At 70.3% G+C, this 16,018-nt stretch carries 15 protein-coding genes; 5 read left to right on the forward strand and 10 right to left on the reverse strand.

The window, feature by feature from the left end; translation table 11 throughout:
• Positions 1-172 precede the first annotated feature (172 nt).
• Together FNH05_RS13955 and FNH05_RS13960 are read right to left on the reverse strand one after the other, a co-directional pair.
• A complete protein-coding gene (locus FNH05_RS13955) occupies positions 173-1,702 on the reverse strand; it encodes an acyl-CoA synthetase (protein WP_144588189.1) in 1,530 nt (509 codons plus the stop codon).
• Entirely contained in the window at positions 1,699-2,571 is an 873-nt protein-coding gene (locus FNH05_RS13960; RefSeq protein ID WP_144588190.1) for an amidohydrolase family protein, read from the reverse strand. Before FNH05_RS13960 ends, FNH05_RS13955 begins: the two co-directional genes overlap by 4 nt.
• Before the next feature lie 137 nt (positions 2,572-2,708).
• Between FNH05_RS13960 and FNH05_RS13965 the strand changes: the two genes are divergently transcribed.
• Positions 2,709-3,170, forward strand: coding sequence for a MarR family winged helix-turn-helix transcriptional regulator (locus FNH05_RS13965; RefSeq protein WP_144588192.1), 462 nt, complete (start codon positions 2,709-2,711; stop codon positions 3,168-3,170).
• 17 nt (positions 3,171-3,187) lie between these two features.
• Here the strand turns inward: FNH05_RS13965 and FNH05_RS13970 are convergent, their stop codons facing one another.
• The gene (locus tag FNH05_RS13970) at positions 3,188-3,781 is read right to left on the reverse strand and encodes a TetR/AcrR family transcriptional regulator (RefSeq protein ID WP_144588194.1); all 594 of its coding nucleotides are present in this window, start codon (positions 3,779-3,781) and stop codon (positions 3,188-3,190) included.
• 125 nt (positions 3,782-3,906) lie between these two features.
• Here FNH05_RS13970 and FNH05_RS13975 point away from each other — a divergent pair, with 125 nt between their 5' ends.
• The gene (locus FNH05_RS13975) at positions 3,907-5,325 is read left to right on the forward strand and encodes an NAD-dependent epimerase/dehydratase family protein (RefSeq protein WP_144588196.1); all 1,419 of its coding nucleotides are present in this window, start codon (positions 3,907-3,909) and stop codon (positions 5,323-5,325) included.
• Between the two features lie 46 nt (positions 5,326-5,371).
• Here the strand turns inward: FNH05_RS13975 and FNH05_RS13980 are convergent, their stop codons facing one another.
• Positions 5,372-6,730, reverse strand: a complete 1,359-nt coding sequence (locus tag FNH05_RS13980) for an MFS transporter (RefSeq protein ID WP_144588198.1) — start codon at positions 6,728-6,730, stop codon at positions 5,372-5,374.
• A 703-nt stretch (positions 6,731-7,433) separates the two neighbouring features.
• Here FNH05_RS13980 and FNH05_RS38050 point away from each other — a divergent pair.
• Both FNH05_RS38050 and FNH05_RS13990 read left to right on the forward strand, forming a co-directional pair.
• Positions 7,434-7,907 (forward strand): hypothetical protein, encoded by a 474-nt coding sequence (locus tag FNH05_RS38050; protein ID WP_186382535.1) that lies wholly within the window; start codon positions 7,434-7,436, stop codon positions 7,905-7,907.
• 221 nt (positions 7,908-8,128) lie between these two features.
• Positions 8,129-8,416: a DUF3040 domain-containing protein gene (locus FNH05_RS13990; RefSeq protein WP_144588202.1), complete on the forward strand. Its 288-nt coding sequence runs from the start codon at positions 8,129-8,131 to the stop codon at positions 8,414-8,416.
• A 42-nt stretch (positions 8,417-8,458) separates the two neighbouring features.
• Here FNH05_RS13990 and FNH05_RS13995 read toward each other — a convergent pair whose 3' ends face one another.
• Genes FNH05_RS13995 through FNH05_RS14020 form a run of 6 tightly spaced genes read right to left on the reverse strand, consistent with a single transcriptional unit; the run spans position 8,459 to position 15,106 of the window.
• Complete coding sequence (locus tag FNH05_RS13995) at positions 8,459-9,424, reverse strand: ABC transporter substrate-binding protein (protein ID WP_144588205.1); 966 nt, start codon at positions 9,422-9,424, stop codon at positions 8,459-8,461.
• 23 nt (positions 9,425-9,447) lie between these two features.
• On the reverse strand, positions 9,448-10,443 hold the full coding sequence (locus FNH05_RS14000) for an ABC transporter permease (protein WP_144588207.1): 996 nt from the start codon (positions 10,441-10,443) through the stop codon (positions 9,448-9,450).
• Entirely contained in the window at positions 10,440-11,993 is a 1,554-nt protein-coding gene (locus FNH05_RS14005; protein WP_186382536.1) for a sugar ABC transporter ATP-binding protein, read from the reverse strand. The genes FNH05_RS14000 and FNH05_RS14005 overlap by 4 nt, the downstream gene beginning before the upstream one ends.
• A gap of 8 nt (positions 11,994-12,001) precedes the next feature.
• A complete protein-coding gene (locus tag FNH05_RS14010) occupies positions 12,002-12,883 on the reverse strand; it encodes an amidohydrolase family protein (protein WP_246127726.1) in 882 nt (293 codons plus the stop codon).
• Positions 12,880-13,836 carry an aldo/keto reductase gene (locus FNH05_RS14015; protein ID WP_144588211.1) on the reverse strand — a complete coding sequence of 319 codons (957 nt, stop codon included), beginning with the start codon at positions 13,834-13,836 and terminating at the stop codon, positions 12,880-12,882. The genes FNH05_RS14010 and FNH05_RS14015 overlap by 4 nt, the downstream gene beginning before the upstream one ends.
• Positions 13,829-15,106, reverse strand: coding sequence for an L-fuconate dehydratase (locus tag FNH05_RS14020; RefSeq protein WP_144588213.1), 1,278 nt, complete (start codon positions 15,104-15,106; stop codon positions 13,829-13,831). The genes FNH05_RS14015 and FNH05_RS14020 overlap by 8 nt, the downstream gene beginning before the upstream one ends.
• A 135-nt stretch (positions 15,107-15,241) precedes the next feature.
• Between FNH05_RS14020 and FNH05_RS14025 the strand changes: the two genes are divergently transcribed.
• Positions 15,242-16,018: fumarylacetoacetate hydrolase family protein (locus FNH05_RS14025; protein ID WP_144588215.1), on the forward strand; the 777-nt coding region annotated here is incomplete at its 3' end.

The following is a 16,018-nucleotide window of genomic DNA, read 5'->3' on the forward strand; positions in this document are numbered from 1 at the left end:
CGTTCGGTCCGCGAGGCGCCCTTCTCCGGGGGTGACGTGCCTGCAGGCGAGCTGTGCGGTGCCGTGAGGGGCCCCCTCACGGCACCCATCCCCGCCTGAGCGGGCAACTCGTCTGCACGAGGGTGGGACTCACCGGCCTGAGGGTGGGACACGCGCGCACGAGCGTGGGACTTCAGGAGGGGGCGTCGTTCGGCCGGAGGGTCCGGGCCTGCTCGCGCAGCACGCGGCGCTGGATCTTCCCGGTGGCGTTGCGCGGCAGGGCGGGACAGAAGGTGAAGTAGCGGGGGATCTTGTACTTCGCGAGGCGGTGCCGCAGGTGCGTGAGGATCTCCTCCTCGCCGAGGCGGCAGGCGGGCCGGGTGACCACGAACGCCATGCCGGTCTCGCCCCACCGGGCATCGGGAACGGCCACGACGGCGCAGTCCTCCACCGCCTCGAGTTCCCCGATGGCTGCCTCGACTTCGGCGGGGTAGACGTTTTCACCGCCGGAGATGATCATGTCCTTGACCCGGTCGACGATCTGCGCCCACCCGTCCTCACCGAGGCGCACCACGTCGCCGGTGCGGAACCAGCCGTCGACGAACGCGCCGGCCGTGGCGTCCGGCCGGTTCCAGTACCCGGAGAACACGTTGGGCCCCTTCACGAGCAGCTCGCCCTGCCCCGGCCCGGTCACGATCTCCCCGTCCGGCGTCAGAAGCGCGACCTCGACGAAGAAGTGCGGCACTCCGGCCGAGGTGGGCCGCTCCCGCGCGCCGCGGCCCAGCGCCATGAACACGCCCGGGGCCGCCTCGGTCAGGCCATACCCTTGCAGCGCCTGGATTCCCCGGGCCAGCCAGCTCTTCGCGACGCGTTCCGGCACCGGGGAACCGCCGAAGACGACCAGCCGGACCGAAGAGAGATCCGCGTTTTCCCAGTCGGGATGATCGCACAGCATCTGCAGCATGGTGGGCGCCAGCGGGAACGCCGTGGCGCGCTCCCGCTCGATGGCGGCGAGGAAGTCGCCGGGGTCGAACCCGGCGGTGACCACCACCGTCCCGCCCGCGTACAGGGTGGGCAGGGTGATCTGACCGAGCCCCAGCACGTGGAACAGCGGCGCCGAGCACAGCGCCACGTCATCGTGGCCGAGGGTGATGTGCGCGAACTGGTTGAACGTGTTCCAGGTGATGTTGCCGTGGGTCAGCACGGCGCCCTTGGGCCTGCCGGTGGTTCCCGAGGTGTAGAGGATCAGCGCCGGGTCGTCCAGGGCGACCTCCACCGGCGCAGGGTCCCGGCCGGTCCGCTCGTCGACGAGGCGCTCGTACTCCGCGGCCAGCCGCACGACGCGGGGCCGGGTGGTGCTCGCTTCGACGGCGGCGAGCCCCTCGGCCTCCGTTTCCGGGGCGAGGAAGAGCACGCGCGCCCCGGAATCGTCCAGCAGGAAGGAAAGTTCGGCCGCGGTGAGCCGCGTGTTGAGCGCGACGTGGATCGCCCCGAGGCTGGTGGTGGCGAAGAAGGCTTCGAAGGTGGCGATCGCGTTCGGCCCGAGATAGGCGACCCGGTCGCCCTTGCGCACGCCCAGCCCGGACAGGGCGGCGGCCAGCGCCGCCGTGCGCCGGGCCAGCCCGCCGTAGGTGAGCCTGCGCTCGCCCTGGACGAGGGCGACCGCACCGGGGTCCATGCGGGCGCGCCGCCGTGGCCACGAACCGACTCCGATGCCGGTCATCCCGCCAGCCCCAATGCCCGGATGGCGTTCTCGCGCAGGATGAGCGGGCGCACCTCGTCCTTGATGCCGAGCCCGGCGAAGTCCTCGAGCCACCGGTCGGGGGTGATCAGGGGGAAGTCCGACCCGAACAGCACCTTGTGCTTGAGGAGGGTGTTGGCGTAGCGGACCAGCTGGGGCGGGAAGTATTTCGGCGACCAGCCGGACAGGTCGATGTAGACATTGGGCTTGTGCGTCGCGATCGCGAGCGCCTCGTCCTGCCAAGGGAAGGACGGGTGCGCGATGATGATGGTCAGATCCGGGAAGTCGGCGGCCACGTCGTCGAGGTGCATCGGGTTCGAGTACTTCAGCCGGATGCCACCGCCGCCGGGTAGCCCCGCACCGATTCCCGTCTGTCCGGAGTGGAACAACGCGGGGACCCCGAGTTCGCTGATCGCCTCGTACAGCGGATAGGCGGCGCGGTCGTCCGGGAAGAAGGCCTGGATGCTCGGGTGGAATTTGAACCCGCGCACCCCGTGCCCGGTGACCAGGCGGCGTGCCTCGGCCACTCCGGCCCTGCCCTTCGCGGGATCGATGCTGCCGAACGGGATGAGCACGTCGGAGTGCTCCGCGGCGGCCGCCGCGACGTCCTCGTTGCGCAGGCGCGGGTGGCCCAGCGCCGCTTCGGCGTCCACGGTGAACACCACGGCCGCCATCCGGCGCTGCCGGTAGTGGCCGGCCAGCTGGTGCAGGTCGGGTGGTCCGCCCCGAGTGCCGAAGTAGGCCCCCGCACCGGCCCTGAACTCGTCGGGCAGCGCGTAGTGGCCGCATCCGTCGGTCTCGGCGTGGGTGTGCACGTCGATGGCGACGATCGTGTCGAGGTCGAGACTCATGCCGGCTCCTTCTCCGTGGGCAGGAGTACGGGGAGGGTGGGAACGGCGACCGGGAAAGAGAGGAAACCTGACGCGCACCACTCTCCTTGAAAGACAGGTTTCCTGTCAATGTCGTCTCACTGTCGTAGGCTGTCCCGGTGGCCGCACCGAAACCGAAGCCCACCGGGAGAAGGCAGTTGTCCCGGCAGCCGGCCTCCCTGCTCTACGCGATCAAGCGGCTGGAACTCGTCGTCCGCGCACATCTCGAAGAACTGCTCAAGCCCTCGGGCATCACCGCACTCCAGTACACCGCGCTCACCGTGCTCGAACAACACGACGGCGTCCCCGCCGCACAGCTGGCCCGCAACTCGTTCGTCACCGCCCAGTCGATGGCCGACATGGTGCACGGTCTGGAAGAGCGCGGGCTCGTGCACCGCGAGCGCAATCCCGCCAACCGGAGGGAACTGCTGGTCCACCTCAGCGACGCGGGGCGGAAAGTGCTGGCGGACAACGCCGAAGCGGTCGCGGACCTGGAACGACGGCTGGCCGCCCCGCTCACCGGGAAGCAGGTGGACGGATTCCGGTCGGCCCTGACCGAAACCTGGCGCGCCTTGGCCTGAACCCGGCGTGAACCCGGTCAGCGAGCGCGGACCGCGCGCTCGCGCGAGTGGAGCGTCAACTCGGCCCACAGCCACTCCATCAGCGCCTCCGGCGGCTCGGGCCGTTCCTGTCTCACCCACTGGGCGAGGACGCCGACCATCGCGCCGGCCAGGAACGCGGACAGCCGGAGCCCGTGGGTCCCGGCCCTCTCCGCTTCCGGGGAGGCCGCCAGCGCGGCGACGACCGCGTCGGCGCAGCCTCCGAGCACCCGGAGCACCGCGGGCGAACTGCCCTGCTCCCCCAGCGCCCAGCGATAAAGCGCGCGATGGCGCTCGACGTGTTGGAGGTAGGACAGCAACGACTGGCGGGCCAGTTCGGCGAAGCGCTCCCCCGGCTGGTTCGCGAGGTCGGCACGCCAGTGGACGACGGCCCGCCCGGCGAGATCCTCCAGCGTGTCGGCCAGCAGATCGTCGACATCGGTGTAGTGCAGGTAGAAGGTCGTGCGGTTCAACCCGGCCCGGGTGCACACCTTCGTGACGCTCACCCGTTCCTCTTCACCGGCGGCGAGACTCAGCAGCGCCGCCCGGAACGCCTGCTGCGAGCGCGCCACCCGGGGGTCGACGTAGGACACCGGCCCATCCTGCCCGATATCTCCGGGTTTTCTCAACACTCGTCCAGTTATCGACACCTGTTGTATTGTCGCGGTGTTCCGGAGAGCGTTCCCACGAGAGCACCGCCGATCGAACGGAGAGCCCCATGACCACCAGGCGCAGGAAGGTGTTCCTCACCGGAGCGACCGGGAACTGGGGGCGGGAGGCGCTGCGCGAGTTCGTCGCGCGGTCCGACCGGTTCGAGGTGGTGGCGCTGGTGCTGCCCGCCGAAAGCGGCCATCCGGTCGTCGCCGAATTCGCCGGCCGGGCCTCTTTCGTGTTCGGCGACCTCACCGACTACGAACCCGTCGAGCGCTGCGTCCGGGACGCGGACTACGTGGTGCACGTCGGCGCCGTCGTCTCCCCGTTCGCCGACGACCATCCCGAACTCACCCGCGCGGTCAACGTCGGCGGTGCGCGCAACATCATCCGCGCGGTGCGGGCCAGGCCCGACCCGGACGCGGTCGGGGTCGTCATGATCGGGTCGATCGCCGAGACCGGCGATCGCAATCCGCCGCACCACTGGGGGCGGATCGGGGATCCCGTCAAGGCTTCGGAGTTCGACGTCTACGCGCAGAGCAAGATCGAAGCCGAGCGGGCGCTCGTCGACTCCGGGCTGCGCCGCTGGGCCTGGCTGCGGCAGACCGGCATCTTCCACCCCGGCCTGCTCGGGATCCGCGACCCGATCATGACGCACACCCCGCTGGCGGGGGTCATGGAATGGGCGTCGGTGGGTGATTCGGCCCGGCTGCTGGTCAACGCGTGCGAGGACGGGGTGCCGGAGGAGTTCTGGGGCGGCGTCTACAACATCGGCGGCGGCGAAGAGTGGCGCCTGACCAACTGGGAATTCCAGGTGCGCCTGCTGGGCGCGCTGGGAGTACGGGACGTGCGCCGGTTCTTCGCCCGCGACTGGTTCGCCACCAGGAACTTCCACGGCCAGTGGTACACCGATTCCGACCGGCTCGAAGAGCTCGTCCCCTTCCGCTCCGACACCTTCGGCGAAGCGCTCGCCCGAGCGGTGGCCGAGGCGCCAGGGAGCCTGCGGCTGGCGGGCCGGGTTCCGGCGTGGCTGGTGAAGCGGTTCGTCACGGCGCCGCTCGTGCGCAGGCCGCGCGGCACGATGAGCTGGATCGAATCGGACGACGAGGCCCATATCCGCGCGTTCTTCGGCTCACGCGGGGAATGGGCGGCCATCGGGGACTGGTCCACCTTCTCCCCGCCCCGGCCGTCGAAGACGCCGTCCTTTGTGGACCACGGCTACGACGAGGCGAAGGACCCGGCAACCTGGACGCTCGACGACCTGGCCGCCGCGGCGGACTTCCGCGGCGGCGCCCTGGTCTCCGGAGCGCTGCCGCCCGAGCCCTACACCACTCCCCTGGACTGGAAGTGCGCGGACGGCCACACCTTCCGCGGCAGCCCGCGCCTGATCCTCACCGCGGGCCACTGGTGCCCGGTGTGCGTCGCCGAGCCCGCGGACTATCGCCGGCAGGCGGAGGCGAACAAGTTCCTGGCCCAGGTGGTGTGAGCCGGCCGGGGCCGCACTTCGCCGTCGAAGTGCGGCCCCGGGCGGGTCAGTCGGTGCCGGTGACGAACGCTTCCCGCTCGGCGACGGGCCGTTCCCGCAGGGCGAGCACCGCGGCCAGGGTCACCAGGCACGCCAGCAGCATGTACGCCGACACCGACAGCGCGGTACCGGTCACCCCGATCAGCCAGGTCGCCACCATCGGCGCGAACCCGCCACCGAGGATGGCGCCGAAGGCGTAGGCGAAGGAGACACCGCTGTAGCGGACGGCGGCCGGGAACAGCTCCGCGTAGGTCGCCGCCTGCGGCCCGTAGGTCAGGCCGAGGCCGAAGGACAGCACGAGCACGGCGACCAGCAGCAGCGGCACCGAACGCGTGTCGAAGAGCAGGAAGAACGGGAACGTCCACGCCGCCATGGCCAGGACGCCGACCAGGTAGGTGCGGCGGCGGCCCCACCGGTCGCTCCAGACACCGGCGAGCAGGGTGAACACGCCCCAGCCCACCGCGCCGACCATGCCGACGAACAGCATGGTGGCACTCGACAGCTTCAGCGTGCGGGTGCCGTAGGAGTTGATGAAGGCGATCAGGATGTAGCCGACCATGTTGTTGGCGATGAACAGTCCGATCGCGACCACGAGTTCGCGCCGGCTGGTGCGCATCAGCTGCGCCAGCGGCGCGCTGTGCTGGGCCCGGCGGCGGCGCAGCTCGCTGAACACGGGGCTCTCCCCGACGCGGGACCGCACGAAGAACCCGACCGCGATCAGGACGATGCTGAGCAGGAACGGGATCCGCCAGCCCCAGGCCGCGAACTGCTCGCTGGTGGTGAACGACGAAACGGTGAAGAACACCAGGTTGGCCAGCAGGAGCCCGATCGGGACGCCGATCTGCGGGAAGGAGCCGAAGAAACCGCGGCGTCCGGTGGGCGCGTGCTCCACCGACATCAGGGCCGCGCCGCCCCATTCGCCGCCCGCGGACAGGCCCTGCAGCAGACGCAGCACCACCAGCAGCGCGGGCGCGGCGACGCCGATGGACTTGTAGCCCGGCAGCAGGCCGACCCCAATCGTCGAAATGCCCATCAGCAGCAGGGTGGCGACCAGGACGGCCTTGCGCCCCAGCCGGTCGCCGAGGTGCCCGGCGATGATGCCGCCGAGCGGACGGGCGACGAAACTGACGCCGAGCGTGGCGAACGAGGCGAGCAGGGCCGCGGTCCCGTCGAGCGTCGGGAAGAAGAACTTGCCGAACACCAGACCGGCGGCCGAGGCGTAGATGAAGAAGTCGTACCACTCGATCGTCGTGCCGACGAGGCTCGCGCCGATCACGCGGCGTAGCTGTGCGGGGCTCGTGCCCGCGGCGGGCGCCGGCGGGGCCGTCGTGTCCGGCGGCGATCCGGCCTCAGGGGTTTGCGTCATCGAAAATCCCTTCCCGTCTTGGGGAGTTCGCGGTCGGATCGCCACCGGGCGGCGACGATCCAAGGTTTCACCAGTCCGGACACCGTAAACGGAGAGCGACGGGAACACCAGAATTAATCAAAGGTTGTATCGTCTAACCTCAGTGAGCTGCGTCACAGCGATCGCCTGCGGCCGGAGTGCGCGTGGGTTCCACGCCCGGGCCGCTTTTGGGTATTTTGAAGGGCGCCTTGAAGTCATGCCGATTTCGGCGCCGGACCAGTGCTGAGGGTTGTAGCATCGCGTGGTGGCCTCTGGGGAAGTGTGAACCGGTCGCCGCGCCGCACCCGGCGCCCGCTCCCGCCCGTTCCCGGGCGGAGGAGCGATCCCCGCCTGGACCTGGCCGCGCAGCTGCGGCGGCTGCGGCGCCTGTCCTGGCTGGCCCTCGCCTGGACCCTGCCGTTCTTCGGCCTGCTGCTGGGCGGCCTCGCCGGGGTGGGCGCGCTGTCCGGCTCCGCCCAGCGGCTGCTGGACACCGGTACCCGGGTGACCGGGACGGTGCTCTCGGAGGACACGCCGCCTCGCGGTGCCTGGTCGATCGAGGTGAGCTACCCGGCGAACGGCACGGTGCTGACGGGGGACATTACGCTCGATTCCCGGCACCGCTACCCCCGCGGTCGGCCGGTGACCGTCGTCTACGATCCAGCCGGAAACCCTGTGCGTCATCGTGTGCCTCGGCGGGTGGGGCGGTGTCGTCGCCTGCTGCACGCACGCGGTCGTCTGGCGGCGGCGCTTCGCGGCGGTGCGGCGCACCGGCTGGCACCACGGCTCGGCGCGGGTCACGCGCGCCAGCCGAAGCACGACGATCGAGGTGGACTACGACGCCGGGGGAAGGGGCACGCTGCGCCGGGTTTCCGCGGGCAGGCTGCCGGGCGCCGAGAAGGCGGAAGTCTGGATCGGCGGCACCAGTTCCGCCATGGTCGTCCTTTCCCCGCGCGAGGAGGGGAAGCGACCGTACGTCGCAGCGATGCGCAAAGCCTCAGCATGGGTCCCCACTCCCGCGCCGAAGAGCCCTGGCAAGGCGCGGCAGCGCAAGAAGCGCGCCGCGGCGGCCTTCGCTGCTTCCCTCCCCGTCGTGGCGGTCGCGGCCCGGTTCTTCCGGCGGCGGACCTCCGCCCGCCCCCGCCGGAGACGGCCGTGAAGGGTCCCTTCACGGCCATATTGACTGTGAAGGGACCCTTCACGGCCCGGCCGGGCACCCCGGCCCCGCACTGTGACAGGAAGACTGCAACCCCATTTCGGGCGCGTGTCCTCAAGGCGTCCTTACCCCACCATCGGCCTCTACAAGCCGCCGCGGTGAGCGATTAGCCTCGATGAGACGGGGAATTCCCCTGCTCGACCCGCTCGGACGGGGAGGCAAGGATGCTCACTCCCGGGGAACGACGCGAACTGCACATGCTGGAGCGCAGCCTCGCCGAGAGCGATCCCGCGCTCGCGGCCAGCCTCGGCCGGGGCGAGCCGCGGACCCGGTTCAACACGGCCGCGCTGCGGGTGGCGCTCGCCGTCGCGGGTCTCGCACTGGTGGCCGCGGGTGCCGCACTGCTCGACTTCCCGTTGCTGTTTCTCGCCTGCAACCTGCTGTGCCTCGCGCTCACCCTGCACGCCTCGCGGAAAACGGGTGGGCACCGGCCGATCCCGCGCCTGAAGTGAGCACCGGGTGCGCCGCCGCGACGGTGACGCACCCGGCACGGCTCACTGGTACAGCGCGGCCTGGATCTTCGGGTCGTTGATGTTGCTCTTGTCGTACCAGTAGAAGGCGGTGTCGATGCGCTTGGGCAGCTGCTCGCCCTTGATCGCCTTCAACGCCGCGTCGACGAGCTGGCGGCCCATGTCGACCGGGTCCTGGGTGACCGCACCGGACTCCACTCCGCCGTTGATCGCGTCGATCTGCGCCTTGCCCGAGTCGAAGCCGGCGATGGTGATGCCGCTCCGGCCGCTTTCCTGCACGCCCTTGATGACCCCGATCGCCGAACCCTCGTTCGACGCGTAGATGCCCTTGAGGTCGGGATTCGCCTGCAGGATCGACTTGGTGATGTTGGCCGACTCCAGCTGGTCGCCACCGCCGTACTGGGGCGGCAGGACGGTGATGCCCGGCGCGTTCCGGCGCATCCAGTCCAGGAAGCCGTCCCGCCGGTCCTTGCCGGACAGGCTGGTCTGGTCGTGCACCACCATGGCCACCTTGCCCTGGCCGCCGAGCTGCTGGGCCAGGTGCTTGGCGGCCTCCGCGGCCGCCGCCTTGTTGTCGGTGGCCACGGTGGTGACCGGGACGTCACTGTCCACACCGGAGTCGAAGGCGACGACCGGGATCTTCTGCGCCTTCGCCTGCTGCAGCAGCGGCGCGGCGGCCTTCGAGTCCAGCGCGGCGAACCCCAGTGCCTGCGGCGATTTCGCGAGCTCGTTGGTCAGCATGTTGACCTGCTGCTCGACGTCCTTTTCGGTGGCAGGGCCGACGAAGGTGACGCGGGCGCCCTTGGCGGCGGCCTCGTCCTCGGCGCCCTTCTTCACCGCCTGCCAGAACTGGTGCTGGAAGCCCTTCGAAACGATCGCGATGAGCGGGTTGCTCCCGGAGGAACCGGCGCCGCCGCCCTGCCCGCAGGCGGTCAGCACCACTGCCATCGCGGCCCCGGTGACCGCCGCGACGATCTTGCGCATCTTCATTACCAGATCTCCTTTGTTCTGGTTCACGCTTCCTTTTTCCGGATGCGGTCCATGTAGACGGCCACCAGGATCACGCAGCCCAGGATGACGTTCTGCCATTCCTGGGGAATCGACATGATCTGCAGGCCGTTGTTGAGCACCGAAATGATCAGCGCGCCGATCAGGGTGCCGATGATGGAGCCCTTGCCCCCGGACAGCGAGGTCCCGCCGATCACCACGGCGGCGATCGCCTGCAACTCGTATCCCATGCCGGTGGCCGGCTGCGCCGAGCCCAGCCGGGCCGAGATCAGCACCCCGGCGAGCCCGGTGAACAGCCCGGCGAACGCGTAGACGGCGATCTTCCACTTGCGGACGTCGATGCCCGACAGCGCCGTCGCTTCCTCGTTGCTGCCGATGGAATAGGTGTAGCGGCCCAAAACACTCTTGGTCAGCAGCACGCCCGCGATGATCGCGACCACCAGCAGGATCAGCACCGCATTCGGCACGTTCGGGATCAGGGTGCCGATGGAGAGGTCGGTGTAGCCCGCCACGTCGTTGAAGTAGATCGGGGTACTGTGCGAGAGCACCAGCGCGAGCCCCTCGGCGACCAGCATCATCGCCAGCGTCGCGATGAACGGCGGGATCCGCAGCACCGCGATGGTGATCCCGTTGACCAGTCCCATGAGCCCGCCGAACAGGATCGCCAGCGGCACGCCGAGCGCCAGCGGCAGGTGGATGTTCACCAGGAACACCCCGGACATCACCGCGCACAGCGCCATCCCCGTCCCGATGGACAGGTCGATGCCCGAGGTGATGATGACGAAGGTGGTGCCGATCGCCAGCGTCCCGATGACCACCGTGGAGAACAGGATGGCCATGAAGTTGCCGTAGGAGAAGAAGAACGGGCTCGCGAACGAGAAGAACGCGTAGATCACGATCAGGCTCGCGAAGGCCAGCAGTTGCTGGAGCCTGCCCTTGATCGCCGCCGTCCAGCCCGCCTCCTGCCGACGCTGCCCCGCCGTGGTCTTCACCGCTGTCATGGCCGTCCCGCCTTCTGTTCCTCGTCCTCGCCGTCACCGGGAAGCTCGTCCGGCCGCACGGTGGCGTAGTGCATGATCGTTTCCTGGGTCGCCTCGGCGGCCTGGAGCACGCGCGTGACCCTGCCCTCGCTCATCACCACGACCCGGTGCGACATCCGCAGGATCTCCGGCAGTTCCGAGGAGATCATGATGATCGACTTGCCCTGAGCGGCCAGTTCGCCCAGCAACTGGTAGATCTCCTCCTTCGCCCCGACGTCGATCCCGCGGGTCGGCTCGTCGAAGATGAGGACGTCGCAGTCCTTGGCCAGCCACTTGGCGATGACCACCTTCTGCTGGTTGCCCCCGGACAGGTTCCTGGCGGTCTGGTCCACCGAGGGCGTCTTGATGCGCAGGGTGCCGACGTAGCGCTCGGCGGTAGCCCGCAGCGCGCGGTCGGCGACGAAACCGGCCCTGGTGAAGGAATCGGCCAGCGCGGACAGCGCGATGTTGGCCTTCACGTCCTGCTCCAGCAGCAGGCCGTACCGCTTGCGGTCCTCCGAGAGGTAGCCGATGCCGAGCTTCGCCGCGTCCGCCGGGTTGCCGATGCGCACCGGCCTGCCGTGCAGGGTGACGCTGCCCCCGGTGGGCCGGTCGGCGCCGACCAGCGCCCTCGCCACCTCCGTGCGGCCCGCCCCCATCAGCCCGGCGAAGCCGAGGATCTCCCCGTGCCGCAGGTCGAACGACACGTCCTTGAGCAGCGCCTTGGTGCTCAGTCCCCGCACACTCAGCACGACTTCGCGGCCGGCTCGCACGTCCTGGGGCCGGGCCTCGGTGTCGATCGCCCTGCCCACCATGAGCGCGATGATCTCCGGCGTGGTCACCCCGGCCATTTCCCGCGTGCCGATGTACTCGCCGTCGCGGATCACGGTGACCCGGTCGGCGATCCGCTTGATCTCCTCCATCCGGTGCGAGATGTAGATGACCCCGGTGCCCGGGCCGGTGAAGCGGCGGATCAGCCCGTGCAGGGTGGCGACCTCGGCGTCGTTGAGCGCGGCGGTCGGCTCGTCCATGATCAGCACCCGGGGCCGGTAGGACAGCGCCTTGGCGATCTCGACCATCTGCTGGTGGGCGACGGTGAGCTCCCCGGCCACCGCGCGCGGGTCCAGCGGCAGGTGCAACCGGTCCAGCAGTTCGGCGGCATCGGCGTTGAGCCTGCGCTCGTCGAGCAGCACCCGGGCGCGCCGCGGTTCCCGGCCGATGAAGATGTTCTGGGCCACGGTCAGATGCGGCACCAGGTTGAACTCCTGGTGGATGATGCTGATCCCGGTTTCGAGCGCGTGGCGCGGACCGGACGGCTCGTACGGCCGCCCGCCGAGCCGGAAACTGCCGGAGTCGGGGGTGTGGATGCCCGACAGCAGTTTCATCAGCGTGGATTTGCCCGCGCCGTTCTCGCCCACCAGCGCCAGCACTTCGCCCGAGCGCAGTTCGAGCCGCATGTCGTGCAGGGCCCGCACCCCGGGGAAGCTCTTGTTCACCCCTTCGACTTCGAGCAGCACGTCGGGGCCCGTCATCACGCCGGTCACCGGACACGCTCCGGGAGGCCGTAGACCACGCTTGCGGTGCCCGACAGGACATGGGCCCGCTCGGCCCCGGACAGCTCGCCCAGAAGCTGCGACAGGACCGACCACGCCTGCCCGTAACCGCCGAAGGGCTCGGTCATCGGCCAGTCCCCGCCGTACATCAGGCGCTGGGGCCCGAAGAACTCGAACGCCGTCTCCACCGCGGGCCGCACGGCGTCCACAGTGAACGGTTCACCGGGAACCTGCAGGCCCGAAAGCTTCGCCACGGTGTTGGGCCGCTCCGCCACCCTGCGCAGCGTTTTCCGCCAGTCGGCGAAGGAATCCCGGTCGCGGGGTGGTTTCCCGAGATGGTCCACCACGATCGTCAGGCCGGGCAGCGCGGCGGCCAGCCCGGCGACGCCGTCCAGGTGCCGCGGCCACGCGTCCGGCACGTCGAAGGGCAGGCCGGCCTCCGCCAGCAGGGCCAGCGACCGGCGGACCCCGGGCAGGGCGAGGAAATCGTCCCTCGGGTCGTCGTGCACCAGGTGCCGCACGCCGCACAACGCGGTCGTACCCTCCCGCCAGCGGTCGAGTTGCCGTTCCGCGGTGGCGGGATCGTCCAGGCGCACCCAGCCGACGACACCGGCGATCCAGTCGTGCCGCCCGGCCTGGCCGAGCAGGAACCCGGTGTCGGCCTCGGAATCCTCGGCCTGCACCAGGATCGCCGCGGCGACACCCGCCGCGTCCAGCTCCGACCGCGCCCGCTCCGCGGTGAACGTGGTGTGCAACGGGCCGCCGGGCGGCAGCCAGGAATAGTCGCTCACCGACAGGTCCCACAGGTGGAGGTGGGCGTCCACCACCCGCTCCGTCTGCTCCATCTGCTCCGTCTGCTCCGTCGTCATTGCCGGATCAGTCCCTTTTCTCGCAGTGTCGTCCACAGTTCGCCCGGTACCGGGCCCTCCAGCCGCCTCGCGTTCTGCCGCACCTCCTCCGGGGTGGCGGCACCGGCGACCACCGTGGCCACCGCCGCCTCCCGCAGCGGATAGTGCAGGGCCGCGGTGGGCAGGTCGACGGCGAACTCCGCGCAGACGGCGGCGATCTCGCGAGCCCGGACGAGGATCCCGGGCGGCACCGCGCCGTACTCGTAGCGCGCCGTTTCCGACGGGGACGGGGTGGCCAGCAGGCCCGAGTTGAACACGCCCGCGGCGGCCAAGTCCAGCCCGCGGGCGCGGCATTCGGGGAGCAGTTCGTCGAGCGCTTCCTGATCGAGCAGGGTGAACCGGCCCGCGACCATCAGCACGTCGAGCAGGCCGCTGCGGGCCCCGGCGGCCAGCGCGGGCGCCGATTTCGAGCCGATCCCGATCCCGGAGACGGCTCCCTCGGCCCGCAGCCCGGCCAGGGCCGGAAGCCCTTCCGCCAGTGCCTTGCCGAGGTCGTACTCCTCGGGATCGTGCAGGTAGAGGAGGTCGACCCGGTCGAGTCCCAGGTTGGCCAGCGACCCCTCGAGGCTGCGCCGCACCCCGTCCGCGGAGAAGTCCCAGACCCGCCGGCGATCGGCGGGCACGTGGAACAGGTGCGCCAGGTCCAGTCCGGCGGCGCCGGCGGGATCGGGCACGAGCAGCCTTCCGGCCTTGGTGGACACGACGAACTCGTCCCGTGGTTTCGTCGCCAGGAACGCCCCGAGGCGGCGTTCGGACAACCCGAGCCCGTAGTGCGGTGCGGTGTCGAAGTAGCGGACCCCGGCGTCCCAGGCGGCTTCCAGCACCGCGTGCGCCTGCCCGTCGCTCATCGGCGCGTAGAGGTTGCCGAGGTTCGCGGTGCCGAGCGCGAACCGTCCCGGTAACAGGTCAGACATGCGTGTACTCCGCGATGGACGCCGCGAGCATCTCCGTGCCCGCGCCCGGCGCCCCCGGCGGGAAGTACCGTCCCTTGTGGACCTCCACCGGGGTCACGAAGTGCTCGTGAAGGTGGTCGACGTACTCGATCATGCGGTTGTCGGTGCTGCCCGACACCGCCACGTAGTCGAACATCGACAGGTGCTGCACGGCCTCGCACAGTCCGACTCCCCCGGCGTGCGGGCACACCGGCACCCCGAACTTGGCCGCCAGCAACAGGATCGCGATGTTCTCGTTGACCCCGGCCACCCGCGTCGCGTCCAGCTGGAGCACCGACAGCGCACCGGCCTGCAGGAACTGCTTGAACAGCACGCGGTTCGCGGCGTGCTCCCCGGTGGCGACCGGGATCGGCGCGACGGCCCTGGCGATCGCGGCGTGCCCGAGCACGTCGTCCGGGCTGGTGGGCTCCTCGATCCAGGCGATGCCGAACGGGCGCAGGGCCTCCATCCACCGGATCGCGTCGCCGACGTCCCAGCGCTGGTTGGCGTCCACGGCGATGCGGATGTCCGGCCCGCACACCTCCCGCGCGATGCCGAGCCTGCGGATGTCGGCCTCCAGATCGGCTCCGACCTTCAGCTTGATCTGCGTGAACCCGTCGGCGACCGCCTCCCGGCACAGGCGGGCGAGCTTGCCGTCGTCGTAGCCGAGCCAGCCGGGTGTGGTGGTGTAGGCGGGAAAACCCCGCGCCAGCAACTGTTTCTCGCGCTCGGCCCGTCCCGGTCGCGCGGCGCGGAGGATCTCCAGGGCCTCGTCGCGGGTGAGCGCGTCGGTGAGGTACCGGAAGTCCACCAGATCGACGATCTCTTCCGGGGTCAGCGACGCCAGCAGCCGCCACAGCGGTTTGCCCTCGCGCTTGGCGCGCAGGTCCCACAGCGCGGTGACGGCCGCGCCGATGGCCATGTGCATGATCCCCTTCTCGGGGCCGAGCCAGCGCAACTGCGAGTCGTGCACCAGTTCGTGCCACATCCCGCCGAGATCGGCCAGCGTCCGCTCGACGTCACGGCCGACGAGGTGGCCTTCCAGTGCCCGCAGCGCGGCGACCTGGACGTCGTTGCCGCGGCCGATGGTGAAGACGAAGCCGTGCCCCTCCAGGCCGTCGCCCGCGTCGGTGAGCAGGCGGAGATAGGCCGCCGAGTAGTCCGGGTCCGGGTTCATGGCGTCGGAGCCGTCCAACGTCATCGAGGTGGGAAAACGCACGTCGTGCGTCTGCAGGGCGATGATGCGGGCCACGAACACTCTCCCTCTTCTGGTCTATGCCAGAGGGACGATAGACATCCGATGTATGCCCGTCAAGGCTCGCATCCTGGGGCGCTTTTGCCTAGCATTCCGAGTCAGACACCCGATCACTCGCGTGAGGAGACAGCAGTGAAGCTCGCCCGGCTGGGACCCGCCGGCCAGGAACGGCCCGTCGTCGTCCACGACGGCAAGACCTACGACCTTTCCGGACTGACCGCCGACATCGACGGCGCCTTCCTCGCCTCCGGCGGCATCGCCACCGCGCGTGCCGCGCTCGAAGCGGGCGGACTGCCGGAGGTGGCCGGCGCGGCTTCCCTGCGCGCCGGATCGCCGATCGCCCGGCCCGGGGCCCTGCTGTGCATCGGGATGAACTACGCCGAACACGCCGCGGAATCCGGTTCCGCCCCGCCCGAGGTGCCGATCCTGTTCCTCAAGACCCCCAACACAGTAGGCGGCCCCGCCGATCCGGTGACGATCCCGCCGGGCAGCGAGCGGACGGACTGGGAGGTCGAACTCGGGGTCGTGATCGGCAGGCGGGCACTGTACCTGGAGTCCACTTCGGACAGTCTCGCGCACGTGGCGGGTTTCGTGGTCGCCAACGACGTCTCCGAACGGCAGTTCCAGCTCGCCGACTCCGGCGGCCAGTGGAGCAAGGGCAAGTGCTCACCCGGTTTCAGCCCGCTGGGCCCGTGGCTGGTCACGCCCGACGAGGTGGACCACACCCGTCTCCGGCTGCGCAGCTGGGTCAACGGCGAACCCCGCCAGGACTCCACCACCGCGGACATGATCTTCGGCGTCGAGTACCTGGTGTGGCATCTCAGCCAGTACCTCGCGCTCGAACCCGGTGACGTGATCCTGACCGGCACCCCGCAGGGCGTGGCCCTGTCCGGGAAGTACCCCTACCTC

The sequence above is a fragment of the Amycolatopsis rhizosphaerae genome (assembly GCF_007713715.1).
GTDB classification, from domain to species: domain Bacteria; phylum Actinomycetota; class Actinomycetes; order Mycobacteriales; family Pseudonocardiaceae; genus Amycolatopsis_E; species Amycolatopsis_E rhizosphaerae.